Here is a 22,829-nt window from a genome sequence, read left to right as displayed (position 1 = left end):
GCTCCTAGGGCGCCGCGTTTACACATTGGGCGAGCATATTCTTCAGGCGAACACCCTGATCAATTGTGGCGGACTCGCCGCTCACCGCCCCACTGGCAATGCTGCCCTTGATGTGCCAGTGATTGTCATAGCGCCCTCCCGCCTCCTGGTTGGGCGAATACTTCTCCTCCCATCCGGGCGATGACTCCGATGCCAGGCACTCCGCAGCTGAAAGCTTCACGCCATAGCCGTTGATAGTGGGGGTGGACGGAGCAGGTGTGTTGAATGCAGTCGTGCTGCTGATTGCTTCGTCGATGGCCAACTGCACCGCCGCCTCTCCCTGAACTTCACTCTGCATATTGCCGACCATGCGAAGGTTCATGGAGGTCATTTTCACCGCCGAAATGGCCAGCAAAGTCAGCAGCAACAGCATGACAAGGCTCACCAGCAATGCCGATCCTGCTTCAAGAGAGCGTTTTTTCATCAGGACTCCTTACGACCTGCCGGATTGGTCAAACGCACCGTCAGACCGAATACATGTCGCTTGAACCCATCATTGAAGGGACCAGCCTCCGTGGCAGTGACGCTTCCCGCTGCGCTGACCGCCCCGCCCAGGCTGTATTTCTTGTCGTCGCTGTAGCCACCGGAACTTTCCAGGTTGCGCACCAGGAGATTGAAGCGCACGACCACGAGACTCTCCCACTCGGCGACACTGGCCGGAGACAGTACGAAGCGCTCAGGACTGCCGTTACCGTTGTCGTCCAGACCGTAGTCGATCTGCAAGTTCTCGATACCCTCCACGAGTGGTACGGCGCGTAACGCAGGACTACCGGAAACCGCCGTCAACTCAAGTCGCTTCAGAGTGGGAATACCATCTCCGTTACCAGAACAATCACTGCATGTGCTGATGAAATAAATGTGCTGGATAAAGACTCGGATATCGGGCTTGACCGAGTTTTTCATGGCAGGCAGGTCGAACTCGGTGTCTTTGTCACCAAATCGGTAATCGACGGGGGACGCCTGTAAATAGAAATTTCCTGCCGAAAGGCTTGCAACCGCATTGGTGGAGACCCGACGCACCACCAGGACATCGGTTCCAGCCTTGTAATTGACGCTGTTCAGACAGGACCAGCCGGGAGTCGTAGTTGCGTTGGGAGAGTTCCACCCCTGGACAGCCAATCCAAGCGCCGATTCCAATTTTGCCGAGGTCAAATCACAAGGGTCCGGAACCGCTGCCGGAGCCAGCGGGCTGCTCAACCCTCCGAGAAAGCCGGCATGGGCCAGATCGTCATGGAGGATCTCGCTCGCAAAGCGACCGTTCTCTATCTGGTAGCCGGACTTCATCAACTCGCCATACCCCTGAAGGTTACCCATCACCAGGGTCAGCAATCCGCTCACCAACAAGAGGCCAATGACCATGGCCACCATGAGCTCGATCAGTGAAAAGCCTTGCTCGCCGGACCGTTGCAGGGCACCTCTCCACGTTGGTCCGCAATTACCTCCGCTCATGAACCTTCCCTCAATTCAGCTTGGCAAGACGGAAACTGACACCCACGACCCGGCGATATCCTTCATCACCAAAAGTTCCGCTGGCACAAGCATCCGCATTGCCGTTGTCCAACTTGCTCAGCCCCTGCCAAGCCACAGAGACGCGAAAACGGCCAACGCCTTCAGACACGATGCAACCGCGCGCGCCCAGGATGCCACCCACCTTCTGGTTGTCCGACTGGACTTCCGACGCGCCCTGCAGCAAGGCGTGCCAGCCTGCGATATCGACATCCGCCATGGTGTTGCAACCGCTGGGAACAGTGGTGGCGCCGCTTCCGAGATAGCCCGAGATCACGTAGCAGCCCGTAGCGAAGGCTCGGTTATTCTTGATGCGCTCAACCATGTCCTCGACCAGCAGAAGAGCCTGGGCCCGCTGATACGACTCCATTCCCGCCTGCACCGCACGCGACTGCAGGGCGACAGCGCCCAGCACCCCGACAGCAATGATCAAGAGCGCAACCAGCACTTCGATCAGCCCGACACCTCGATTACTCTTGGCAAACCTCATTCGCAATCCCCTCCCTTGGTCACGCTGACGCGACCGGAAAAGGAAACTTTCAGCGTACGCTTGGTTGCGGTGCCCTGGCTGTCGCAGATCTCGAACTGATCCGCATCGGCGTCAAGACGTCCGGTCTTGTCGAATTGCAGTGAGGCGGTTGGCGCTGCGGGAATGACGACCCCGGACTGCGAGTCGCTTCGCAAGTTGAGGCTGCCGACCTGGACGCTCCAGCCCTTCTCCCACCCACCTGTCAAGGGCGCGACGGTAACCGTGGCCTTGCGCATGATTGCTTCGCTACGGGCGTAGTTGAGTGATGCCGCCAGATCGGAGGTAGCTGCCTTGACACGCTGTTCCGCTGTAAAGCGCTGGAAACTCGGCATGGCCAAACCAACGAGCACTGCCAGCACAGCAATCGCCACCATCAACTCGACGAGCGTGAACCCTTGCTGCCAGTCGCGGCTGGTTTTCCGGAACATTCTGGTCACCACTTATCTGCAGGCGTTTTTTGACCCAGGCTGTTCAGGGTCAGTGTGCTCGTGCCAGCCATGCTGCCCTTGGGCGATGCGGTTATGGTGTAGGTCGGTGGCGTATCGGTGTTGACCGGAGCGATGGTGATATCGAAGTTCGGACTGACTTCCGTCGGGGTCGTCAGGCCCAGCGCCGTGACGTTGTTGCTGTATTGCCGCCGATCCAGCAGGTATTGCTCCTGCCGGCTGCTGATCAGCATCATGAATTCCTGGGCCGCCACACGCTTGTTGCGCTGGACGTATTGCTGATAGGAAGGGTATGCAATCGCAGACAGGATCGCGACTATCGCGACCGCAATCATGAGTTCTATAAGGGTGAAGCCACCCAGTTTGGTTCTGCCCACGGGGTCACCTTATTGGTTGTACGACCGGAGGAATGCCGGATTCGGCTTCACGGCCCTCGACATCAGTTGAGATCCTTTCAACTCGCCCATTCTCCACCCTCCAACTGCTGCCGCAACTCCCACACCAACAACTGCCTTGGTCAGGCCTGTCTCGTCTCTGGCATTCGATAACTCGGCAGACCCCACGCGAAACAACCGGCACGCAATAAGCCTTAGCACAATCGCGCATATAGGATGCGCTTTTCCTACAGGCTACAAAGTGACCTGCCGCCAAATTCCGGAGATTTCTTCGTTGCCCAGAGATCGGGCGGCATTGAGAAAATCCTTCAATTCCAGAAGCTTATAGGTGGATTCCGACCGACGTCCTTTTGTCGGCGACGGGCGGGCCAAGACCATGGACGACAGGTCGCCCCACCCATTAACGCCAGGAGAGCACGGATGCCATGGCTGGAATTCCTCGCGGCTTCACACTCATCGAAGCGCTGGTTGCGCTGACGCTCATCGCGCTACTCATCGGCCTCGGCACGCCCGCAATGACGGAGCTCATACGCTCATACCAGCTCCGAACGGCAAGTCACGCGCTGCATATCAGCTTCAACCAGGCGCGACAAGCTTCGGTCACCAGAAGGGTGCCCGTTCTGGTCGATAACCAGGACGAGAATTGGTCTTCAGGTTGGCGGGTCTACGCCGATCAGAACAACAACGCCCGGTGGGACGAGGGCGAGCCGGTATTAGAGGAAGTCGGTCCGCAGCCGGAGGGGCTGATCATCAGAGGCAACGCGCCCGTGCGGCGCTATGTGCGCTATACGCCGACCGGGCGGACATCCATGGCCAGCGGCGCTTTCCAGGCGGGAACCCTGGTGCTCTGTCATGCCGACGGCAAGACTGCCGTTCGAAAGCTGGTGATCAGCGCTACGGGCCGGGTACGCGGCACCCGAGAACCACCCGGCCCCTGTTGAACCCCGGAAAATCCAGGTCAGCCGACGTCGACCACCCGCAATTCCTTCGGCATGGAGAAGGTCACGTTCTCCGGGCGGCCTTCCAGTTCGACCGCGACCTCGGCACCCCAGGCCTTGAGCTGGTCGATCACGCCCTGCACCAGCACCTCGGGGGCGGAGGCGCCGGCGGTGATGCCGACACGCTGCACCTTGTCGAACCATTCACGCTTGAGGTCTTCGGCGCCGTCGATCAGGTAGGCCGGGGTGTCCAGGCGTTCGGCCAGTTCACGCAAGCGGTTGGAGTTGGAGCTGTTGGGGCTGCCGACCACCAGGACCACGTCGCTTTCGTGGGCCAGTTGCTTGACCGCGTCCTGGCGGTTCTGGGTGGCGTAGCAGATGTCGTCCTTGCGCGGACCGCCGATGCTGGGGAACCTGGCGCGCAGCGCGTCGATGACGCGGCTGGTGTCGTCCATGGACAGGGTGGTCTGGGTGACGAAGGACAGGGACTCGGGATTGCGCACTTCCAGGCGGGCGACGTCTTCCTCGTCTTCCACCAGGTAGATGGCGCCGCCGTTGCTGGCGTCGTATTGGCCCATGGTGCCTTCGACTTCCGGGTGTCCGGCGTGGCCGATGAGGATGCATTCGCGGCCGTCGCGGCTGTAGCGCGCGACTTCCATGTGCACCTTGGTCACCAGCGGGCAGGTGGCATCGAACACCTTGAGGCCACGGCGCGCGGCTTCCTGGCGCACGGCCTGGGATACGCCGTGGGCGCTGAAGATGACGATGACGTTGTCCGGCACCTGGTCCAGTTCTTCGACGAACACGGCACCGCGGGCGCGCAGGTCCTCGACCACGAACTTGTTGTGCACCACTTCATGGCGCACGTAGATCGGCGGGCCGAAGACTTCCAGGGCGCGGTTGACGATTTCGATGGCGCGGTCGACGCCGGCGCAGAAGCCGCGGGGGTTGGCGAGTTTGATTTGCATGCTGGGTATCTCGGCGCGCGGGAAATCAGGATTGATCATGGGGGGGGCGGAATCAGGGATGCCTGGATGCGGCTTGTTCGAGGCGCTCGGCCAGCCAGATCTTGATGATCGACTGCCGCGTGACGCCCAGACGGCTGGCCTCGCGATCCAGTGACTCGATCATCCAGACGGGAAAGTCCACATTGACACGCTTCTGCTCATGGCCGCTCCGTTTCGCCCGGGAGAGGTCGAGATGTTCGAGGACTTCTCCGTCCTCCTCATCGAACAGGCGGTCAAATTCCGCTGCTTTCATAAAGACTGACCTCCTCCATCCGCGAACGGCGGACGGAAATGATGCGTATACATTCCTGCCGGTAGGTGATCACCGCGGACCAGTGCCTGCCCGCAAGGCAGGCGATCACCAGGTAGCGGGGTTCATCCTGCGTCCTGGCCGGAATCTCCAGCAGGTCGGGATCGTCCCACAACTGCTGGGCGGTGAGGAAATCGATGCCATGCCTGGCCTGGTTGGAGCGACTCTTGGCTTCGTCGTATTCGAAACGCAGCATAGTATAAAAAACATCCCTTTTTTATGCCGTCCGATACATGGCCCGCGCTCTAGACCACCTTCCGAACCTCGATGATCTCCACCTCGAAGCTCAGCGGCTTGCCGGCCAGCGGGTGGTTGAAGTCGATGGTCACGTGGCTGTCGTCGATGAACTTCACCACGCCGGGCAGCTCGGCGTTGGCCGCGTCATTGAAGATGATCAAGAGGCCTTCGGAGAGTTCCATGTCCTGGAAGTTGCCGCGGGGCATCACCTGCACGTTCTGCGGGTTGTGCTGGCCGAAGCCCTGCTCGGGCTCGATGGCGAGGGTACGCTTGTCGCCGCTCTTGAGGCCGAAGAGCACGTTCTCGAAGCCCGGCAGCAGGTTGCCGTCGCCCACCTTGAAGGTGGCCGGCTTCTTCTCGAAGGTGCTGTCCACCACGTCGCCGTTGTCGAGCCTGATGGCGAAATGCAGGGTGACTTCCATGTCCGGCCCTATGCGATGTTCAGTCATGGGCAGGTTCTCCGGACTTCTTCGCTTTGAACATATCCAGCGCCAGCATCACGGCGCCGACGGTGATGGCGCTATCGGCCAGGTTGAACGCCGGGAAGTACCAGCGGTTCTGCCAATGCACCAGGATGAAATCGACCACGTGGCCGAGTACCACGCGGTCGTAGAGGTTGCCCAGGGCGCCGCCGAGGACCAGGGCCAGCGCGATGGCCAGCCAGGTTTCCTCGGGTTTCAGGCGCTTCAGCCAGACCACCAGCACGCCGCTGACCACCAGGGCGATCACGGCGAACAGCCAGCGCTGCCAGCCGGAGCTGTCGGCGAGGAAGCTGAAGGCCGCGCCGGTGTTGTAGGCCAGGGTCCAGCTGAAGTAGTCGGGGATGACCACGATCTGCTGGTAGAGGTTGAGCTCGGATTCGAAGAACCACTTGCTCGCCTGGTCCAGCACGAACACCAGGGCGGTCAGCCAGAGCCAACCGAGGCGGCCATATGCCTTAGGCATAGTGACGAACCTCGCCGGCGCCATCGATGTTGTCCACGCAACGGCCGCACAGGTCCGGGTGCTGCACGAACTGGCCGACATCGGCGCGGTGGTGCCAGCAGCGGCCGCACTTGGTGTGGGCGGACTTGTGGATCTTCAGCTTGAGGCCGGCGACTTCGGTTTCCACGGCATCGGCCGGGGCGCTGGCGAGCGGCTGGACCTCGGCGGCCGAGGTAATCAGCACGAAGCGCAGTTCGTTGCCCAGCCTGGCCAGGCGCGCGGCCAGGGCGTCTTCGGCGAACAGGGTCACTTCGGCCTGCAGGTTGCCGCCGATGGCCTTGCTGCTGCGCAGGTTCTCCAGTTCCTTGTTGACCGCGGCCTTGACGGCCATGACCTGCTCCCAGAACTCGCGGCCCAGCTCGAAGCCTTCCGGCAGTTCGGACAGTCCCTGGTACCAGGTGTTGAGCATGACCGATTCGTTGCGCTCGCCCGGCAGGTACTGCCAGATCTCGTCGGCGGTGAAGGCCAGGATCGGCGCGACCCAGCGCACCAGGGCCTCGGCGATGTGGAACAGCGCGGTCTGGCAGGAGCGGCGCGCCACGCTGTTGGCAGCGGTGGTGTACTGGCGGTCCTTGATGATGTCCAGGTAGAAGCCGCCCAGCTCCTGCACGCAGAAGTTGTGCACGCGGGAGTAGACGTTCCAGAAGCGGTATTCGCCGTAGGCTTCTTCCAGCTCGCGCTGCAGCAGCAGGGCGCGGTCCACGGCCCAGCGGTCCAGGGCCAGCATGTCCTCTGCGGGCAGCAGGTCCTTCGCCGGGTCGAAGCCGTTCAGGTTGGCCAGCAGGAAGCGCGCGGTGTTGCGGATGCGGCGATAGGCATCGGCGCTGCGCTGGAGGATCTGCTGGGACACGGCCATCTCGCCGGAGTAGTCGGTAGCCGATACCCACAGGCGCAGGATGTCGGCGCCCAGGCTGTCGGTGACCTGCTGCGGAGCGATCACGTTGCCCAGGGACTTGGACATCTTGCGGCCGCTCTCGTCCACGGTGAAGCCGTGGGTCAGCAGTTGGCGGTACGGCGCGTGGCCGTCGATGGCGCAGCCGGTCAGGAGCGAGGAGTGGAACCAGCCGCGGTGCTGGTCGGAGCCTTCCAGGTAGAGGTCGGCGGCCGGACCGCTGGGGTGGCCCAGCTCGGCATGGGAGCCGCGCAGCACGTGCCAGTGGGTGGTGCCGGAGTCGAACCAGACGTCCAGGGTGTCGCTGATCTTGTCGTACTGGGCGGCCTCGTCACCCAGCAGCTCGGCGGCGTCGAGCTTGAACCAGGCCTCGATGCCTTCCTGCTCGACGCGCTTGGCGACTTCTTCCATCAGCTCGACGGTGCGCGGATGCAGCTCGCCGCTGGCCTTGTGCAGGAAGAAGGGAATCGGCACGCCCCAGTTGCGCTGGCGGGAGATACACCAGTCCGGACGGCCGGCGATCATGCCCTGCAGGCGCGCCTGGCCCCAGCCCGGAACGAACTCGGTCTGGTCGATGGCCGTCAGGGCGCGCTCGCGCAGGGTGGCGCCCTGCTCCGGCTGCTTGTCCATGCCGACGAACCACTGGGCGGTGGCACGGTAGATCAGCGGGGTCTTGTGGCGCCAGCAGTGCATGTAGCTGTGGCTGATGCTTTCGTGCTTGAGCAGTGCGCCGACTTCTTCCAGCTTGGCGACGATGGCCGGGTTGGCCTTCCAGATGAACTGGCCGCCGAAGAACGGCAGGTCATGCACGTAGACGCCATTGCTCTGCACCGGGCTGAGGATGTCGTCGTTGCTCATGCCGTGCTGCTTGCAGGTACGGAAGTCGTCCTCGCCATAGGCCGGCGCGGAGTGGACGATGCCGGTGCCGGCGCCCAGCTCGACGTATTCGGCGAGATAGACCGGCGACAGGCGCTCGTAGAAGGGGTGACGGAAGCGGATCAGGTCCAGCGCCTCGCCCTTGGCGGTGGCGATGACCTGGCCTTCCAGGCCGTAGCGTGCAAGGCAGGACTCCACCAGCTCTTCGGCCAGCAGCAGGATGCGCGCACCGGTATCCACCAGCGCGTAGTTGAATTCGGGGTGGACGTTCAGCGCCTGGTTGGCCGGGATGGTCCAGGGGGTGGTGGTCCAGATGACGATGGCGGTGGGCTTGTCCAGGCTCGCCAGGCCGAAGGCGGCGGCCAGCTTGTCGGCGTCTTCCACGGCGAAGGCGACGTCGATGGCGTCGGACTTCTTGTCGGCGTACTCCACTTCCGCCTCGGCCAGGGCCGAGCCGCAGTCGAAGCACCAGTTCACCGGCTTCAGGCCCTTGAACACGAAGCCCTGCTTGACCATCTCGGCCAGGGCGCGGATCTCGCCGGCCTCGTTGGCGAAGGCCATGGTCTTGTAGGGGTTGTCCCAGTCACCCAGCACGCCCAGGCGGATGAAGTCGGCCTTCTGGCCTTCGATCTGCTCGGCAGCATAGGAACGGCACAGTTCGCGGGTCTTGTCCGCCGGCAGGTTCTTGCCGTGGGTGGTCTCGACCTTGTGCTCGATGGGCAGGCCGTGGCAGTCCCAGCCCGGTACGTAGGGCGCGTCATAGCCCGCCAGGGTCTTGGAGCGGACGATGATGTCCTTGAGGATCTTGTTGACCGCGTGACCGATGTGGATGCTGCCGTTGGCGTAGGGCGGGCCATCGTGCAGGACGAACTTCGGGCGACCTTCGCCGATCTGCCGCAGCTTGCCGTACAGGTCGATGCCGTTCCAGCGCTGCAGCTGTTCCGGTTCGCGCTGGGGCAGACCGGCCTTCATCGGGAATGCCGTCTCTGGCAGGTTCAGGGTCGCTTTGTAATCGGTCATTTCAGTCCAGGCTCTTCAATTTGATTGAGTACCCTGCCAATAGGCACGGGCGGCAGCGACATCCGCATCGATCGCCGACTTCAACGCCTCGAGGGAGGCAAAACGCTGCTCATCGCGCAGCTTGCGATGGAAGGTCACGCTGATCCGCTGATCGTAGAGGTCGGCGGAGTAGTCCAGCAGGTGGACTTCCAGGTGGGCACGTCCGTCACCCTTGACGCTCGGACGCACGCCGATATTGGCCACGCCGGGGAGCTGACGGCCGTTCAGTTCCACGCTGACCAGGTACACGCCGTTGAGCGGGACCCTGCGGCGCTTGAGCTGCACGTTGGCGGTCGGGGTGCCCAGTTGCCGGCCGAGCTTCTGCCCGTGCAGAACCCGACCGGTGATGGTGAAGGGGCGACCCAGCAGGCGCTCGGCCAGCGGGAAATCGCCCTCGGCCAGGGCCTGCCGCACCCGCGTGCTGCTGACCCGCTGGCCATCCAGTTCCACCGTAGCGGCGGCCTCGACGCTGAAGCCTTCGGCCTCACCGGCCTGCTGGAGGAATTCGAAATCGCCGGCACGGTCGCAGCCGAAGCGGAAATCGTCACCGATTTCCAGGTGCCTGGCACCCAGCCCTTCCACCAGCACCGCATGCACGAACTCGGCGGCGCTGAGTTCGCGCAGACGACGGTTGAAGGCCAGGCAGAGCACCCGGTCGACGCCTTCGCGGGCCAGCAGTTCGAGCTTGTCGCGCAGACGCGTCAGGCGTACCGGCGCGGTGTCCGGGCCAAAGTATTCGCGCGGCTGCGGCTCGAAGATCACCACGCAAGTGGGCAAACCCAGCTCAGCCGCACGCTCGCGCAACCGCTTGAGAATGGCCTGGTGGCCGCGGTGCACGCCGTCGAAATTGCCAATGGTGGCGACACAGCCCCGATGTTGGGGCCGCAGGTTGTGTAGGCCTTGAACCAGCTGCATAGCACAAGTCTTGTTCACAAAGTGGTCGATTATACGCACAGCCGACGCCGGACAACAGGCGCCGCGAGCCAGCCGGCGCGACAAGCGGCGACGGGCCGGCCCCGGCGGATCAAACCGCGCGGCGGGCGAAGTCCCGCAGGCGGAAACCCAGCAGCACCAGCATGCCGAAATAGGCGATCACGCCGGCGCCCACCAGCACGCCCAGGCGCAGCAGGCGCTCGGCCATGCCGCCCAGATCCCAGGCCGGCAGCAGATGCATCACACCCAGCAGCACGGCACACATCACCAGCACGGCCAGCACCAGCTTGCAGAGGAACTTGCCCCACCCCGGCTCGGGCTGGAACAACTGCTGCTTGCGCAGTTGCCAGTAGAGCAGCCCGGCGTTCATGCAGGCCGCCAGGCTGATGGCCAGCGCGAGACCCGCGTGGCGCAGCGGGAAGACGAAGGCGAGGTTCATCAATTGGGTGACCACCAGGGTGAAGATGGCGATCTTCACCGGTGTGCGGATGTTCTGCCGTGCGTAGAAGCCCGGCGCCAGCACCTTGACCAGGATGATCCCGAGCAGGCCCACGGCATAGGCGATCAGGGCGCGCTGGGTCATCAGTGCATCGTTGGCGGTGAACTTGCCGTACTGGAACAGCGCCACCGTCAGCGGCTCGGCCAGCAGGGCCAGGGCCAGGGTGCAGGGCAGCACCAGCAGGAAGCACAGGCGCAGGCCCCAGTCCAGCAAGTGCGAATAGGCGTGGCGGTCATCGTTGGCGTAGGTCTTGGCCAGGGACGGCAACAGGATGGTGCCCAGGGCCACGCCCAGCACCCCGGAGGGCAGCTCCATCAGGCGGTCGGCGTAATACATCCAGGACACCGAGCCCGCCGCCAGGAAGGAGGCGAAGATGGTGTTGATGATCAGCGAAATCTGCCCGACCGAGACCCCGAAGATCGCCGGCCCCATCTGCTTGAGCACGCGCCAGACGCCGGTGTCGCGCAGGTCCAGGCGCGGCAGCACGAGCATGCCGATGCGTTTCAGCGAGGGCAGCTGGTAGAGCAGCTGTGCCAGGCCGCCGGCCAGCACCGCCCAGCCGAGGGCCATGATCGGCGGGTCGAAGTAAGGGATCAGGAACAGCGAAAAGACGATCATGCTGACGTTCAGCAGGGTCGGCACGAAGGCCGGCACCGAGTAGCGGTTCCAGGTGTTGAGGATCGCCCCCGCCAGGGAAGACAGCGAGATCAGGAAGATGTAGGGGAAGGTCACCCGCAGCAGGTCGGTGGTCAGGGCGAACTTCTCGGGGGTGTCGGCAAAGCCCGGCGCGGTTACCCAGACCACCCAGGGCGCAGCCAGGATGCCCACCAGGGTGACCAGCGCCAGCGCCAGGGTGAGCAGGCCGGAGACGTAGGCGATGAAGGTACGGGTCGCCTCCTCGCCCTGTTGGGTCTTGTATTCGGCCAGGATGGGGACGAAGGCCTGGGAGAACGCGCCTTCGGCGAAGATTCGGCGCAGCAGGTTGGGCAGCTTGAAGGCCACGAAGAAGGCGTCGGTGGCCATGCCGGCGCCAAAGAAACGCGCGACTATGGTGTCGCGAACGAATCCCAGGACACGGGACAGCATGGTGATGGAGCTGACGGCCGCCAGCGACTTGAGCAGGTTCATTCAGGGGTCCGGACAGGGGTGGCACGACGCACCGGTAAACTGCCGGCGGTCGGTCGAGGCTGCCGAGTGTAGAGTCCGGGCGGGATAAAATCATCCCGCGGCAGGAGCTTACGCTCGTCGCCAAACCTGCCTGATCGCCCTTGACAAGGCCAAGTCACGTGGGCATGATTCGCGGCCTTAATTTGATTCAATCCCCCAGTTTCGAGGAGCTTGACGGTGGCCAACACACCTTCTGCCAAAAAACGCGCCAAACAGGCTGAGAAGCGTCGTAGCCATAACGCCAGCCTGCGCTCCATGGTTCGTACCTACATCAAGAACGTGGTCAAGGCTATCGACGCCAAAGACCTGCCCAAGGCTCAAGCCGCTTTCACCGCCGCTGTTCCGGTGATCGACCGCATGGCCGACAAAGGCATCATCCACAAGAACAAAGCTGCTCGTCACAAGAGCCGCCTGAACGCCCACATCAAGGCGCTCGGCCAGGCTGCTGCCTAAGCTTGAGTTCTTGTAAAAAACCGGCCTTCTGGCCGGTTTTTTATTGCCTGCGAAAAACACACCCATGAAAAAGCCCGGCAATGCCGGGCTCCTTTTCACCAGCTCAAGGCCTGCTCGGCCAGGGCTGGATCGGGATCGCAGTGACCGCGTTCTGCGGGCTGCCCTCGATCACCCGGTCGCTGTAGACCAGATAGACCAGGGTGTTGCGCTTGCGGTCGAAGAAGCGCACCACCTGCATGGTCTTGAATACCAGCGAGGTGCGCTCCTTGAACACCTCCTCGCCATCCTTGAGCTCGCCCTTGAAGCGAATGGCACCGACCTGACGGCAGGCGATGGACGCCTCGGCACGATCCTCGGCCAGGCCCAGGCCACCTTTCACGCCACCGGTCTTGGCGCGCGACAGGTAGCAGGTCACGCCCTCCACCCCGGGATCGTCGAAAGCCTCGACCACTATCTTGTCATTCGGCCCCACCCACTTGAACACGGTGGACACCGTACCGATTTCCTCGGCCGCCGCCAGCAGCGGCATCATCAACAGCGCCGCCGCCATACCCTGGATCAATCGCATCCCTTCCCCCCTCACACCAGGACCAGGTTGTCCCGATGCACCAGCTCAGGTTCGTCCACGTAGCCCAGCAGCTTCTCGATGAGATCGGAAGGCTGGCCGATGATCTTCTGTGCCTCCAGCGCGCTGTAGTTGGCCAGGCCGCGAGCGATCTCGGCACCATCAGGCCCGACGCAAACGACCATTTCGCCACGACGGAAACTGCCCTGGACGGCCTTCACGCCAACCGGCAGCAGGCTCTTGCGGTCCTGGCGCAGCGCCTTGACCGCACCCGCGTCCAGCACCAGGGTGCCGCGCGTCTGCAGGTGGCCGGCCAGCCACTGCTTGCGCGCGGCCAGCAGGCCGCGCTCGGGCGCCAGCAGGGTACCCAGGCGCTCGCCGGACTTGAGGCGATCCAGCACCCGCTCGATGCGCCCTCCGACTATCACCGTATGGGCGCCGGAACGGGCCGCCAGGCGCGCCGCGCGCAGCTTGGTCTGCATGCCGCCACGCCCCAGCGCGCCGCCGGTACCGCCCGCCACGGCATCCAGGGCCGGGTCGTCGGCACGAGCCTCGAAAATCAGCTGGGCATCGGGATTGTGGCGCGGGTCGGCATCGAACATGCCATCGCGATCAGTGAGGATCACCAGCAGGTCGGCCTCCACCAGGTTGGCCACCAGGGCCGCCAGGGTGTCGTTGTCGCCGAAGCGGATTTCGTCGGTGACCACGGTGTCGTTCTCGTTGATCACCGGAATGGCGCCTAGCTCCACCAGGGTCCGCAGGGTGCTGCGGGCGTTCAGGTAGCGCTTGCGGTCGGACAGGTCATCATGGGTCAGCAGGATCTGCGCGGTATGCCGGCCATGCTCGGCGAAGCTGGACTCCCAGGCCTGCACCAGCCCCATCTGCCCCACCGCGGCAGCGGCCTGCAGTTCGTGGACAGCACTTGGACGAGCCTGCCAGCCGAGGCGGCTCATGCCCGCCGCCACGGCGCCGGACGACACCAGCACCAGCTCCACCCCCGCACTGCGCAGGGCCACCATCTGCTCGACCCAGACCGCCATGGACGAGCGATCCAGCCCGCGACCATCGGCCGTCAGCAAAGCACTACCGATCTTCACCACCCAGCGCTGCGCGCCAGTCACCTTGTCCCGCATATCGTCCAACCTTAGCTAGAAGGCCGCGCGGCAAGGCGCGCGGCCATGCGAACATCCCACTGCGCCGGGTGGCGCCGGGATCAGGGTACGTAGAAGATTTCCGGCCCGTCGCCGTCATCCTCGTCGTCGAAATCGTCATCATCGTCAGCAGCGGCACCCTTCAGGCCGGCACGGCGCAGGGCACGCTGGTCGTCCATGGCCTGCAGGCGAGCACGGGCCTCATCCTCGATGCGCTGGTCCAGCTCGGCGAGCTGCTCGGCGTACTCCGGCTCCTCTTCCATGCGCAGGGTACGCTCATCGAGGTAGCGCATGATCTCCTGGGACAGCGCCTCGGTACCTTCGCGCTCCAGGGCGGAGATCACGAACACCGGACCTGCCCAACCCAGACGCTCGAGCACGGCCTTCATGCGCGCGTCACGATCCTCGTCGAGCAGTTGGTCGGCCTTGTTCAGCACCAGCCAGCGATCGCGCTCGGTCAGGGCGGGACTGAAGCGCCCCAGCTCTTCGATGATGGTCGCGGCAGCCTCGGCCGGATCGCTTTCGTCCAGCGGCGCCATGTCGACAATGTGCAGGAGCAGACGGGTACGCGCCAGGTGCTTGAGGAAGCGGATACCCAGGCCGGCACCATCGGCAGCGCCTTCGATCAGGCCAGGGATGTCGGCCACCACGAAGGACTTGAAACGACCGACGCTGACCACACCCAGGTTCGGCACCAGGGTGGTGAAGGGGTAGTCGGCCACCTTCGGCTTGGCGGCGGATACGGCACGGATGAAGGTGCTCTTGCCCGCGTTCGGCAGGCCCAGCAGACCGACATCGGCCAGCACCTTCAGCTCCAGCTTGAGGTCGCGGGACTCGCCCGGCTTGCCCTTGGTGGTCTGGCGCGGCGCGCGGTTGGTGCTGGACTTGAATCGGGTATTGCCCAGGCCGTGCCAGCCGCCCTGGGCCACCAGCAGGCGCTGACCGGGCTTGGTCAGGTCGCCGATGATTTCCTGGGTAGCGGCATCGATCACGGTGGTGCCCACCGGCACCGGCAGGGTCAGGTCATCGCCCTTGCGCCCGGTACAGTCCTTGCTGCCGCCGTTTTCGCCACGCTGGGCGTCGAAGCGACGGGTGTAGCGGTAGTCCACCAGGGTGTTGAGGTTCGGATCGGCCTCCATGTACACGGAGCCGCCATCGCCCCCGTCACCACCGTTGGGGCCGCCCTTTTCAATGAATTTTTCGCGACGGAAACTCATCAGGCCGTTGCCGCCGTCGCCCGCTTTTACAAAGATCGATACTTCATCGACGAATTTCATCAGGACGCCTCCCGCCACGGGGACGGGTTGAGAAAAACAAAGCACATAGAATACAGGGAACCCCGGCTAATGATGCAGGGTTTCCGTGACGCAGAAACGAAAAAGCCCCGTCGCAAGACGGGGCTTTTCCAGCGAGATCGCGATCAGGCCGCGACGATGCTTACGTACTTGCGACCGAAAGCACCTTTGACCTCGAACTTGATCACGCCGTCCACTTTCGCGAACAGGGTGTGATCCTTGCCCAGGCCAACGCCGACGCCGGCGTGGAACTTGGTGCCGCGCTGACGCACGATGATGTTGCCGGCCTTGACAACCTGGCCGCCGAACAGCTTCACGCCAAGGCGTTTACTTTCTGAGTCGCGGCCGTTGCGGGTAGAACCGCCAGCTTTTTTGTGTGCCATGAGTCAAATCCTCCAAAAAGGAAATTAGGCCTGGATGCCGGTGATCTTGATTTCAGTGAACCACTGGCGGTGGCCCTGGCGCTTCATGTGGTGCTTACGACGGCGGAACTTGATGATGCGCACTTTGTCGTGACGGCCCTGGGAGACCACTTCAGCGACTACTTTGGCGCCATCGACGACCGGAGCACCGATTTTCACGTCTTCGCCATTGCCGATCAGCAGGACGCGATCGAAAGTCACGGATTCGCCGGTGGCGACTTCGAGCTTCTCGATCTTCAGGAATTCACCTTCAGCGACTTTGTATTGCTTGCCGCCGGTAACGATAACTGCGTACATGGATTTTCTCCGTTAAACCTGCTCACCCGACGCTTTATAGAAAGAGGTATGGGTCGGCATGGCTGCATGGGGCCGGAACTGACACCCGTGCAATTGCGTAAGGCAGGAAAATGCCCAAGGAAGTTCAGGGGCCGCGATTGTACGCAAGCCGCGATTGCCGCGCAAGCACCGCCGGGGCTCGCCTTGACAGCCCCCAGCGCGGTCCCTAGCATGCCGCGCAACCTAACAGGAGCACTTCCGGCTGATGCAACCCCAGGCTTTCTACCGCGTGGTGGCGGACGATTTTACCGCAGTCGACGATATCATTCGTCGGCAACTGACCTCCCGCGTTCCCCTGGTGGAAAAGATCGGTGACTACATCGTTTCCGCCGGCGGCAAGCGCCTGCGCCCACTGCTGGTGCTGCTCAGCGGCAACGCCCTGGGCTTCGGCGGCGACCAGTTGCGCCTGCTGGCCGCGACCATCGAGTTCCTGCATACCTCCACCCTCCTCCACGACGACGTGGTAGACGCCTCCGGCCTGCGCCGCGGCCGTTCCACCGCCAACGCGCTCTGGGGCAACGCACCCAGCGTGCTGGTGGGCGACTTCCTCTATGCCCGCTCCTTCGAAATGATGGTGGAACTCGGCTCCATGCCGGTGATGCGCATCATCTCCCAGGCCACCCGGGTCATCGCCGAAGGCGAAGTGCTGCAGCTGTCGAAGATCCGCGACGCCAGCACCACCGAAGAAACCTACATGGAAGTCATCCGCGGCAAGACCGCGATGCTGTTCGAGGCCTCCACCCACAGCGCGGCCATGCTGGCCGGTGCCAGCGCCGAACAGGCCGAGTCCCTGCGCCAGTTCGGCGACGCCCTGGGCATCGCCTTCCAGCTGGTGGACGACCTGCTCGACTACCGTGGCGACGCGGCCACCCTCGGCAAGAACGTCGGTGACGACCTGGCCGAAGGCAAGCCGACGCTGCCGCTGATCGCCACCATGCGCGATGGCACCGCGGAACAGGCCAGCCTGGTGCGCAAGGCCATCCAGCAGGGCGGCAGCCAGGACCTCGAAGGCATCCGTGCCGCCGTCGAAGCCGCCGGCGCACTGGACTACACCGCGCGCCTGGCCCGCGAATACGCCGCACGCGCCATCGCCTGCCTGGACGTACTACCGCCCGGCCCCTATCGCGACGCCCTGGTCGAACTCACCGAATTCGCCGTCGCGCGGACCCACTGAGTTCCGAAGCACCGAAAGAGCCCCTCCCTGCGACGGGCTTTTTTTGCGCCCACTGGCGGCTCAGACGCTCGAGCAGGATGGGGCGGGCAGCGCTCCGTGAGCCTGCGAAACCCATCGACACCGCGCCGACAGCATGGGTTTCGCTCCGCTCTACCCATCCTACGAAACTCGGGAGCACCGAAAGAACCCGTCCCTGCGACGGGCTTTTTTCTGCCGCGACGAAAGGCATCGATTGACACTTGCTATTTCGATAATAGGAATTATTCTCATCTCTACTTTTCTCAAGGAGATGAGCCATGACCTACCTGATCGATGCCTGGCTGGATCGCCCCCACCCCTACCTGCGGATTCTCCACCGGGAAACCGGTGAGGTCTGCGCCGTACTCGAAGAAGAGGCCCTGGACGAACTTCGCGACCAGGGCGACCTCGACATGGCCGGCCTGAACTCCAGCGAACCCCTGGTGCTCAAGGAACTGGTACGCACCCTCTTCCTGTTCTGCTATGCCAGGGCGCTACGGCCCCATGGCGAGGCGCACTGAGCAGGATCGGGGACAGGGGATGACGCAGGACGCATCATCCACAGGACCGGCGCGAGGGCAAAGGCGCCCTCGCCGGTTCCCGGGCGAGCCAGGGACGGCACGCCCGGGGGCAACCTGGATCAGAGGATGTCCAGGAGCTCCACATCGAACACCAGCACGCTGTGCGGCGGGATGCTGCCGACGGCCTGGCCGCCATAGGCCAGCTCGCTCGGCACGTGCAGGCGCCACTTGCTGCCGGTATTCATCAGCTGCAGGGCTTCGACCCAGCCTGCGATCACGCCGCCCACCGGGAATTCGGCCGGCTGGCCACGATCGTAGGAGCTGTCGAACACGGTGCCGTCGATCAGGGTGCCGTGGTAGTGGGTACGCACGGTGTCTTCGGCCGACGGCTTGGCGCCCTCGCCCGCCACCAGCACTTCGTACTGCAGGCCGGACGCCAGGACGGTCACGCCTTCACGCTTGGCGTTCTCTTCCAGGTAGGTACGGCCGGCGCCAGCGGCGGCTTCGGCCTTGACCTGGGCTTCTGCCTGCATGCGCTCGCGGATCACGCGGAAGCTGGCCGACAGCGCAGCGCCGTCGACGCGGCTTTCCAGGCCCTGGAAGGCATCGCTGAGGCCGGCGAGCACGGCGTCCAGGCTCACGCCGGGCGGGGGGTTGTCACGGATCTGGTCGCCGAGCTGACGGCCGATGCCGTAGCTGACGCGGGTTTCGTCGGTGGAAAGGTCGAGTTGGGACATGGCGGAACTCCGCTCAGGGAAAAAAGGCCGGCCAGACTAGCACAGCTTCCCCTTCCCGGCGCGAGCTCCGCTCAGTGACGCTGCGCTAGTGGGAAACGCGGGTCGAGATCGGGACTCGCACGGTGTCCTGGCTGTCCGCTTCCATCCCGCACATCTCGTCATGCACCACGTCGTGCACCAGATGGAAGGGAAGCTCCGGGAACTCGTGCAGCACCTCCCGCGCGTGCTCCACCGAACGCAGGTGCACGGCGTGGCCGTGGCCGTCGTCCAGGCTATGGGAGCGCCCATCGATTCGGGCTTCCAGCAGGTAGATGCCCCCCTCGAGGGAGATCAGGTTGATTTCTTCGACGTGCCCGGCGCGGGCATGGCTGGTGAGGTCGTGCAGTTTCATGGCGTCGCCCTCGCGCGCTGTACACCTCAAATCTAATGCACGAGGCCGGATGTGGACGCCGGAAACGCAACCGCCCGTCCGCTTTTCGGCGGGCGGGCGGTGCGGGCGGCCGCGAAGCGGCGATCAGTGGTCGTGCTTGGTCATCTTGTCCAGGTAGCCCATGGCGAAGGCCGAGATGACGAAGGTCATGTGCAGGACGACATACCAGAGGATCTTGTCGTTATCGATGTTCTGCGCATCCATGAAGATCCGCAGCAGGTGGATGGAGGAAATCGCCACGATGGAAGCGGCCACTTTCATCTTCAGCGACCCGGAATCCATCTTGCCGAGCCAGCTCAGCTTTTCCTTGTCCTCATCGATATCCAGCTGCGAAACGAAGTTCTCGTAGCCGGAAATCATCACCATCACCAGCAGGCCGCCCACCAGCGACATGTCGATCAGCGAGAGCAGCACCAGGATCAGGTCCGCCTCGGTCTTCTCGAACACATGGGGCAGGATGTGCACGATCTCCTGGAAGAACTTCAGGGTCAGTGCCAGCAGCGCCAGGGACAGGCCGAGGTAAATGGGCGCCAGCAGCCAGCGTGCGGTGTACATCGAATTTTCTAGAAAGCGTTCCATGGCTTCTCGCAGTCAATAAAAAACCGGCCGCGAGTATAGCGATGACTTTCCTACAGAAAAATAATGGCAACCCCTGACGAAATATCCCCAAACACTGTGGATAAGTCTGTGCACGAGCACTGGAACGTCCTACACACCGCCCTTTCCCTGCCGCTTTGCGGCAGCTGCTCAAAAGCTGGCCGGCGAATGGCGCCTCAGCTTTCCGGACGGAACTGGTAGTCACCCAGGTTGCGACAACGCGTGCCATTGAGTCGCCGCAATTCACCCTGCAGGTGCAGACGCCAGATCGGCGGGTCGTGGGCTTCGGTATAGCCCTGCTCGGCCAGGCAATCGGCGATCGCGGAGAGCACCGACTCGGCCACGAGAGGCCCATGGAAAGGGCCCTGGGCTTTGATGGCCGAGGGCTGCTCCCCCGACATTCCTGCCGCACAGAGCAGGGTCCAGAGTCCATTCTCTCCCGCCAGTGGACGGATCACGCATTCGATCCGAGTCACCAGTCCCAGGCATTGGCGGGTAAGGCAGAGGTTGCGCGTCATGGCGGCTTTCCTCGCAGGGGCCTGTTTTTCAGCCTACACCCGAGTTTGGACCTGCGAAAGCGCGAAGCTTATCCACGCCAGCTGTGGATAATCCTGTGAACAGGGTGAGGGAAAGGCAGCGGGACAGGCTCTTCGCGGGGATCGGCGCCCGCCGCTCAATGACTGACCAGCCATACCGGGAACCAGTCCCGGCATGGCAGGTCGCGGCGTCGATCAGGACGGGCCCTGGCTCTTGTCCGCAGCCGGCACCTTGCCCGGCTCCTGCTTCGGCCCCTTGCGGGCCGGCTTGGGTGGCGCGGCGGCCTTGGACACGGCGTCGACCACCTCCTGGGCGGGCCCGGCCTTCTCTTCTTCCTCCAGCCCCATCTCGGCGATTTCCCGCAGACGCGCCACCACGCGGGCGTTGACGCTGCCCTCCGGGAACTGGCCCTTGTCGTCGGGCATGCCGGCCGGCTCGCCCACCAGCAGGCTCAGTGCCTCGTCGGCCTGGCGCACCGCGTAGACGTGGAAACGGCCCTTGCGCACCGCCTCCAGCACCCGCTCGCCGAGCATCAGGTTGGTGACGTTGGCGTGGGGAATGATCACCCCCTGCTCACCGGTCAGCCCGCGGGCCTCGCAGAGGCGGAAGAAGCCTTCGATCTTCTCGTTGACCCCGCCCACCGCCTGCACCTCGCCGAACTGGTTGATCGAACCGGTGATGGCGAAGCACTGCTTGAGGGGCGTGCGCGACAGGGCGGAGATCAGGGTGCAGGCCTCGCCGAGGGAGGCACTGTCGCCATCCACATAGCCGTAGGACTGCTCCAGGGCGATGCTCGCGGAAATCTCCAGGGGAAACTCCTGGGCATAACGGCTGCCGAGGTAGCCGGTGAGGATCATCACGCCCTTGGAGTGGATGGGTTGGCCGAGGTTGACCTCGCGCTCGATATCGACGATGCCCGATGTCCCCGGGTAGACGGTGGCGGAGATCCGCGCCGGCACGCCGAAGGCCGAATCGCCCACTTCCAGTACGGTGAGGCCGTTGCACTTGCCCACTGCGGCGCCGGCGGTGTCGATCAGGATGATGCCGGCCAGCATGTCGTCGAGGATGCGCGCCGACACCCGGCCGGTGCGGGTCGCCTTGGCCTTGAGGGCACGCTCGATATGGTCGGCGTCGGTCACCGCCTCGCCCGCCAGCTGGCGGATGAAGTCGGCCTCGCTGACCAGTTGGAAAAGGTCGCCGATGCGTGCCGAGAGGCGTCCCTGATGCTCGGCCAGGCGTGCGCTGTAGGTCGCCAGGCCGGCGACGGCGGCGGCGGTCAGCGGCGCCATGCCTTCCTCCGAAGTGCGGGTCCTCAGCAACTGGGCGAACTGTTCCAGGCTGTCGTCCGACAGGGTGATCTCCTCATCGAAGTCCACCAGCACCCGGAACATCTCCTGGAAGTCCGGGTCCAGGTCCTGCAGGGTGTAGTAGAGCTGGCGCGAGCCGATGATCAGCACCTTCACCTGCAGCGGGATCACCTGGGGCGTCAGGGTCACGGTGGCCAGGCGCCCCAGCTCCGCGAGGGGGGACTCCATCTTCAGCTTGCGCGAATGCAGGGCGCGCTTCAGGGCGTCCCAGACGAAGGGCTCGCTCAGCAGCTTCTCCGCCTCCAGCACCAGGAAGCCGCCGTTGGCGCGGTGCAGCGCGCCGGGGCGCAGCTGGCGATAGCTGGTGTAGAGGGCGCCCTGGTCGGTGCCGTATTCGATGCGGCCGAACAGGTTGTCGTAGGTCGGGTGGGACTCGAACACCACCGGCGCGCCACCGCTGGCGTGATGGCCCACCACCAGGCTCGGGCAGTATTGCTCTTCCAGCAGCTCGCGGCGCTGGGCGTCCGGCTTCTCGTCCAGCAGCTGGTCCACCACCGTCTTCAGCAGGTTGCACTGCATGGCCTGCAGATAGGCCACCACGCCGGCGTTCTCGGCATACTTCTCGGACAGCGGCGAGAGCAGCGGCTGCAGGGCCTGGGTGATGGTGTCCTCGTTCAGCTGGCGCAGCTGATTGCTGGACTCGCGCTTCCACTGCGGCAGGCTGGACAGTTCCTCGTTGAGGCGTTCCTCCAGCGCCGCGATGTCCTCGTGGAAACGCTCGCGCTCGGCTTCCGGCAACTGGGCGAAGTCGGCCTCGTCCAGGGCCTTGCCGTCCTTCATGGGGGTGAAGGCGATGTTGGCGCTGTCGCGGTAGAGCGCCACGTCCTTGTCCAGGGCCAGGCGCTCGATGATGTCCAGGGCCCGGTCGTAGCGCTGGTTGAAGGCGCGGTCGATGGCGCTCTTCTTCTGCTGGAAGGTGGGCGTCTCGAACACCGCCGGGAAGGTGGCCAGCAGGTTGTCCACCAGGTGCTCGATATCGCTGATGAAGTCGCTCGCCTCGCCCGCAGGAAGCTGCAGGGCACGGGGCTCGCGGGGCTCGTCGAAGTTGTTGACGTAGACCCAGTCCACCGGGGTCGCCAGGCGCTTGCCCTCGGCCTTGAGGTAGCGCTGGACGAAGGAGAAGCGGCCGGTGCCCGGCTCGCCCATCACATAGACGTTGTAGCCGGGACGTGGCATGGCGACGCCGAATTGCAGGGCCTCCACCGCACGTTCCTGGCCGAGCACGCCGCGAAAGGGCTCCAGATCGTCGGTGGTCGTGAAACTGAACTGATGGGGCTCGAAGGGACGGGTCAGCGCATCGGGCGCCAGTCGCAGGCTGGCAGCGAAGGAGTCAGGCATCGAGTGTCCTTAATGGCTCGGCAAGAAAGCGATGGCCGCATTCTGGCGCCGCCCCGACATTACTGGCAAGG

The 22,829-nt window shown here is 64.0% G+C and carries 27 protein-coding genes; 4 read left to right on the top strand and 23 right to left on the bottom strand.

What is annotated here, in order from left to right:
• Positions 1-4: 4 nt before the first annotated feature.
• Genes ACFPU0_RS20540 through ACFPU0_RS20520 form a run of 5 tightly spaced genes read right to left on the bottom strand, consistent with a single transcriptional unit; the run spans position 5 to position 2,897 of the window.
• Entirely contained in the window at positions 5-463 is a 459-nt protein-coding gene (locus ACFPU0_RS20540) for a PilX N-terminal domain-containing pilus assembly protein (protein ID WP_377695121.1), read from the bottom strand.
• A complete protein-coding gene (locus ACFPU0_RS20535) occupies positions 463-1,488 on the bottom strand; it encodes a PilW family protein (protein ID WP_377695120.1) in 1,026 nt (341 codons plus the stop codon). Before ACFPU0_RS20535 ends, ACFPU0_RS20540 begins: the two co-directional genes overlap by 1 nt.
• Positions 1,489-1,498: 10 nt before the next feature.
• Positions 1,499-2,035, bottom strand: coding sequence for a type IV pilus modification protein PilV (pilV, locus tag ACFPU0_RS20530; RefSeq protein ID WP_377695119.1), 537 nt, complete (start codon positions 2,033-2,035; stop codon positions 1,499-1,501).
• A complete protein-coding gene (locus ACFPU0_RS20525; protein ID WP_377695118.1) occupies positions 2,032-2,502 on the bottom strand; it encodes a GspH/FimT family pseudopilin in 471 nt (156 codons plus the stop codon). The genes pilV and ACFPU0_RS20525 overlap by 4 nt, the downstream gene beginning before the upstream one ends.
• A gap of 5 nt (positions 2,503-2,507) precedes the next feature.
• The gene (locus tag ACFPU0_RS20520) at positions 2,508-2,897 is read right to left on the bottom strand and encodes a type IV pilin protein (protein WP_377695117.1); all 390 of its coding nucleotides are present in this window, start codon (positions 2,895-2,897) and stop codon (positions 2,508-2,510) included.
• Between the two features lie 443 nt (positions 2,898-3,340).
• Here ACFPU0_RS20520 and ACFPU0_RS20515 point away from each other — a divergent pair, with 443 nt between their 5' ends.
• Positions 3,341-3,856, top strand: a complete 516-nt coding sequence (locus ACFPU0_RS20515) for a GspH/FimT family pseudopilin (RefSeq protein WP_377695116.1) — start codon at positions 3,341-3,343, stop codon at positions 3,854-3,856.
• A gap of 17 nt (positions 3,857-3,873) precedes the next feature.
• Here the strand turns inward: ACFPU0_RS20515 and ispH are convergent, their stop codons facing one another.
• From ispH to murJ, 8 genes are all read right to left on the bottom strand, one after another.
• Complete coding sequence (gene ispH / locus ACFPU0_RS20510) at positions 3,874-4,821, bottom strand: 4-hydroxy-3-methylbut-2-enyl diphosphate reductase (RefSeq protein ID WP_377695115.1); 948 nt, start codon at positions 4,819-4,821, stop codon at positions 3,874-3,876.
• Between the two features lie 52 nt (positions 4,822-4,873).
• Entirely contained in the window at positions 4,874-5,113 is a 240-nt protein-coding gene (gene brnA, locus ACFPU0_RS20505; protein WP_377695114.1) for a type II toxin-antitoxin system BrnA family antitoxin, read from the bottom strand.
• On the bottom strand, positions 5,094-5,366 hold the full coding sequence (locus ACFPU0_RS20500) for a BrnT family toxin (protein WP_377695113.1): 273 nt from the start codon (positions 5,364-5,366) through the stop codon (positions 5,094-5,096). The genes brnA and ACFPU0_RS20500 overlap by 20 nt, the downstream gene beginning before the upstream one ends.
• Before the next feature lie 49 nt (positions 5,367-5,415).
• Positions 5,416-5,856: an FKBP-type peptidyl-prolyl cis-trans isomerase gene (locus tag ACFPU0_RS20495; protein WP_377695112.1), complete on the bottom strand. Its 441-nt coding sequence runs from the start codon at positions 5,854-5,856 to the stop codon at positions 5,416-5,418.
• Positions 5,849-6,352 carry a signal peptidase II gene (gene lspA / locus ACFPU0_RS20490; RefSeq protein WP_377695111.1) on the bottom strand — a complete coding sequence of 168 codons (504 nt, stop codon included), beginning with the start codon at positions 6,350-6,352 and terminating at the stop codon, positions 5,849-5,851. Before lspA ends, ACFPU0_RS20495 begins: the two co-directional genes overlap by 8 nt.
• Complete coding sequence (gene ileS / locus ACFPU0_RS20485) at positions 6,345-9,179, bottom strand: isoleucine--tRNA ligase (RefSeq protein WP_377695110.1); 2,835 nt, start codon at positions 9,177-9,179, stop codon at positions 6,345-6,347. The genes lspA and ileS overlap by 8 nt, the downstream gene beginning before the upstream one ends.
• 15 nt (positions 9,180-9,194) lie before the next feature.
• Positions 9,195-10,133 carry a bifunctional riboflavin kinase/FAD synthetase gene (ribF, locus tag ACFPU0_RS20480; RefSeq protein ID WP_377695109.1) on the bottom strand — a complete coding sequence of 313 codons (939 nt, stop codon included), beginning with the start codon at positions 10,131-10,133 and terminating at the stop codon, positions 9,195-9,197.
• Positions 10,134-10,242: 109 nt separating this feature from the next.
• Positions 10,243-11,778 (bottom strand): murein biosynthesis integral membrane protein MurJ, encoded by a 1,536-nt coding sequence (gene murJ, locus ACFPU0_RS20475; protein WP_377695108.1) that lies wholly within the window; start codon positions 11,776-11,778, stop codon positions 10,243-10,245.
• A 216-nt stretch (positions 11,779-11,994) separates the two neighbouring features.
• Here murJ and rpsT point away from each other — a divergent pair, with 216 nt between their 5' ends.
• On the top strand, positions 11,995-12,270 hold the full coding sequence (gene rpsT, locus ACFPU0_RS20470) for a 30S ribosomal protein S20 (protein WP_069082204.1): 276 nt from the start codon (positions 11,995-11,997) through the stop codon (positions 12,268-12,270).
• Between the two features lie 103 nt (positions 12,271-12,373).
• On the opposite strand, the gene ACFPU0_RS20465 is transcribed toward rpsT, so the two are convergent.
• From ACFPU0_RS20465 to rplU, 5 genes are all read right to left on the bottom strand, one after another.
• The gene (locus ACFPU0_RS20465) at positions 12,374-12,838 is read right to left on the bottom strand and encodes a CreA family protein (RefSeq protein ID WP_377695107.1); all 465 of its coding nucleotides are present in this window, start codon (positions 12,836-12,838) and stop codon (positions 12,374-12,376) included.
• A gap of 11 nt (positions 12,839-12,849) precedes the next feature.
• A complete protein-coding gene (proB, locus tag ACFPU0_RS20460; RefSeq protein ID WP_377695105.1) occupies positions 12,850-13,968 on the bottom strand; it encodes a glutamate 5-kinase in 1,119 nt (372 codons plus the stop codon).
• A gap of 80 nt (positions 13,969-14,048) precedes the next feature.
• Positions 14,049-15,263, bottom strand: coding sequence for an Obg family GTPase CgtA (gene cgtA / locus ACFPU0_RS20455; RefSeq protein ID WP_377695104.1), 1,215 nt, complete (start codon positions 15,261-15,263; stop codon positions 14,049-14,051).
• A 143-nt stretch (positions 15,264-15,406) separates the two neighbouring features.
• Positions 15,407-15,664: a 50S ribosomal protein L27 gene (gene rpmA / locus ACFPU0_RS20450; RefSeq protein ID WP_120653000.1), complete on the bottom strand. Its 258-nt coding sequence runs from the start codon at positions 15,662-15,664 to the stop codon at positions 15,407-15,409.
• Between the two features lie 24 nt (positions 15,665-15,688).
• Complete coding sequence (gene rplU / locus ACFPU0_RS20445) at positions 15,689-16,000, bottom strand: 50S ribosomal protein L21 (protein ID WP_016490856.1); 312 nt, start codon at positions 15,998-16,000, stop codon at positions 15,689-15,691.
• A 244-nt stretch (positions 16,001-16,244) separates the two neighbouring features.
• On the opposite strand from rplU, the gene ACFPU0_RS20440 reads away from it, so the two are divergent.
• Together ACFPU0_RS20440 and ACFPU0_RS20435 are read left to right on the top strand one after the other, a co-directional pair.
• Positions 16,245-17,213, top strand: coding sequence for a polyprenyl synthetase family protein (locus ACFPU0_RS20440; protein WP_377695103.1), 969 nt, complete (start codon positions 16,245-16,247; stop codon positions 17,211-17,213).
• Between the two features lie 296 nt (positions 17,214-17,509).
• Complete coding sequence (locus ACFPU0_RS20435) at positions 17,510-17,752, top strand: hypothetical protein (RefSeq protein ID WP_377695102.1); 243 nt, start codon at positions 17,510-17,512, stop codon at positions 17,750-17,752.
• Between the two features lie 119 nt (positions 17,753-17,871).
• On the opposite strand, the gene ACFPU0_RS20430 is transcribed toward ACFPU0_RS20435, so the two are convergent.
• The 5 genes from ACFPU0_RS20430 to ACFPU0_RS20410 form a co-directional block, all read right to left on the bottom strand.
• On the bottom strand, positions 17,872-18,489 hold the full coding sequence (locus ACFPU0_RS20430; protein WP_377695101.1) for an FKBP-type peptidyl-prolyl cis-trans isomerase: 618 nt from the start codon (positions 18,487-18,489) through the stop codon (positions 17,872-17,874).
• A gap of 85 nt (positions 18,490-18,574) precedes the next feature.
• Positions 18,575-18,880, bottom strand: coding sequence for a DUF6482 family protein (locus ACFPU0_RS20425; protein WP_377695100.1), 306 nt, complete (start codon positions 18,878-18,880; stop codon positions 18,575-18,577).
• Positions 18,881-19,003: 123 nt separating this feature from the next.
• Positions 19,004-19,498, bottom strand: coding sequence for a TIGR00645 family protein (locus ACFPU0_RS20420; protein WP_377695099.1), 495 nt, complete (start codon positions 19,496-19,498; stop codon positions 19,004-19,006).
• 194 nt (positions 19,499-19,692) lie between these two features.
• Positions 19,693-20,034: a hypothetical protein gene (locus ACFPU0_RS20415; RefSeq protein ID WP_377695098.1), complete on the bottom strand. Its 342-nt coding sequence runs from the start codon at positions 20,032-20,034 to the stop codon at positions 19,693-19,695.
• 213 nt (positions 20,035-20,247) lie between these two features.
• The gene (locus tag ACFPU0_RS20410) at positions 20,248-22,758 is read right to left on the bottom strand and encodes a Lon protease family protein (RefSeq protein WP_377695097.1); all 2,511 of its coding nucleotides are present in this window, start codon (positions 22,756-22,758) and stop codon (positions 20,248-20,250) included.
• Positions 22,759-22,829: the final 71 nt, after the last annotated feature.

Origin of the sequence: Pseudomonas sp. GCM10022186 (assembly GCF_042656385.1) — a bacterium.
Taxonomy (GTDB): Bacteria; Pseudomonadota; Gammaproteobacteria; order Pseudomonadales; family Pseudomonadaceae; genus Metapseudomonas.
This window is presented reverse-complemented; position numbering and strand designations above follow the sequence as displayed.

What these genes read in the sequence shown, in the direction of transcription:
- ACFPU0_RS20540 (WP_377695121.1), bottom strand. Translation starts at nt 463, where the DNA reads ATGAAAAAACGCTCTCTTGAAGCAGGATCGGCATTGCTGGTGAGCCTT.
- ACFPU0_RS20535 (WP_377695120.1), bottom strand. Translation starts at nt 1,488, where the DNA reads ATGAGCGGAGGTAATTGCGGACCAACGTGGAGAGGTGCCCTGCAACGG.
- pilV (WP_377695119.1), bottom strand. Translation starts at nt 2,035, where the DNA reads ATGAGGTTTGCCAAGAGTAATCGAGGTGTCGGGCTGATCGAAGTGCTG.
- ACFPU0_RS20525 (WP_377695118.1), bottom strand. Translation starts at nt 2,502, where the DNA reads ATGTTCCGGAAAACCAGCCGCGACTGGCAGCAAGGGTTCACGCTCGTC.
- ACFPU0_RS20515 (WP_377695116.1), top strand. Translation starts at nt 3,341, where the DNA reads ATGGCTGGAATTCCTCGCGGCTTCACACTCATCGAAGCGCTGGTTGCG.
- ispH (WP_377695115.1), bottom strand. Translation starts at nt 4,821, where the DNA reads ATGCAAATCAAACTCGCCAACCCCCGCGGCTTCTGCGCCGGCGTCGAC.
- brnA (WP_377695114.1), bottom strand. Translation starts at nt 5,113, where the DNA reads ATGAAAGCAGCGGAATTTGACCGCCTGTTCGATGAGGAGGACGGAGAA.
- ACFPU0_RS20500 (WP_377695113.1), bottom strand. Translation starts at nt 5,366, where the DNA reads ATGCTGCGTTTCGAATACGACGAAGCCAAGAGTCGCTCCAACCAGGCC.
- ACFPU0_RS20495 (WP_377695112.1), bottom strand. Translation starts at nt 5,856, where the DNA reads ATGACTGAACATCGCATAGGGCCGGACATGGAAGTCACCCTGCATTTC.
- lspA (WP_377695111.1), bottom strand. Translation starts at nt 6,352, where the DNA reads ATGCCTAAGGCATATGGCCGCCTCGGTTGGCTCTGGCTGACCGCCCTG.
- ileS (WP_377695110.1), bottom strand. Translation starts at nt 9,179, where the DNA reads ATGACCGATTACAAAGCGACCCTGAACCTGCCAGAGACGGCATTCCCG.
- ribF (WP_377695109.1), bottom strand. Translation starts at nt 10,133, where the DNA reads ATGCAGCTGGTTCAAGGCCTACACAACCTGCGGCCCCAACATCGGGGC.
- murJ (WP_377695108.1), bottom strand. Translation starts at nt 11,778, where the DNA reads ATGAACCTGCTCAAGTCGCTGGCGGCCGTCAGCTCCATCACCATGCTG.
- ACFPU0_RS20465 (WP_377695107.1), bottom strand. Translation starts at nt 12,838, where the DNA reads ATGCGATTGATCCAGGGTATGGCGGCGGCGCTGTTGATGATGCCGCTG.
- proB (WP_377695105.1), bottom strand. Translation starts at nt 13,968, where the DNA reads ATGCGGGACAAGGTGACTGGCGCGCAGCGCTGGGTGGTGAAGATCGGT.
- cgtA (WP_377695104.1), bottom strand. Translation starts at nt 15,263, where the DNA reads ATGAAATTCGTCGATGAAGTATCGATCTTTGTAAAAGCGGGCGACGGC.
- rpmA (WP_120653000.1), bottom strand. Translation starts at nt 15,664, where the DNA reads ATGGCACACAAAAAAGCTGGCGGTTCTACCCGCAACGGCCGCGACTCA.
- rplU (WP_016490856.1), bottom strand. Translation starts at nt 16,000, where the DNA reads ATGTACGCAGTTATCGTTACCGGCGGCAAGCAATACAAAGTCGCTGAA.
- ACFPU0_RS20440 (WP_377695103.1), top strand. Translation starts at nt 16,245, where the DNA reads ATGCAACCCCAGGCTTTCTACCGCGTGGTGGCGGACGATTTTACCGCA.
- ACFPU0_RS20435 (WP_377695102.1), top strand. Translation starts at nt 17,510, where the DNA reads ATGACCTACCTGATCGATGCCTGGCTGGATCGCCCCCACCCCTACCTG.
- ACFPU0_RS20430 (WP_377695101.1), bottom strand. Translation starts at nt 18,489, where the DNA reads ATGTCCCAACTCGACCTTTCCACCGACGAAACCCGCGTCAGCTACGGC.
- ACFPU0_RS20425 (WP_377695100.1), bottom strand. Translation starts at nt 18,880, where the DNA reads ATGAAACTGCACGACCTCACCAGCCATGCCCGCGCCGGGCACGTCGAA.
- ACFPU0_RS20420 (WP_377695099.1), bottom strand. Translation starts at nt 19,498, where the DNA reads ATGGAACGCTTTCTAGAAAATTCGATGTACACCGCACGCTGGCTGCTG.
- ACFPU0_RS20415 (WP_377695098.1), bottom strand. Translation starts at nt 20,034, where the DNA reads ATGACGCGCAACCTCTGCCTTACCCGCCAATGCCTGGGACTGGTGACT.
- ACFPU0_RS20410 (WP_377695097.1), bottom strand. Translation starts at nt 22,758, where the DNA reads ATGCCTGACTCCTTCGCTGCCAGCCTGCGACTGGCGCCCGATGCGCTG.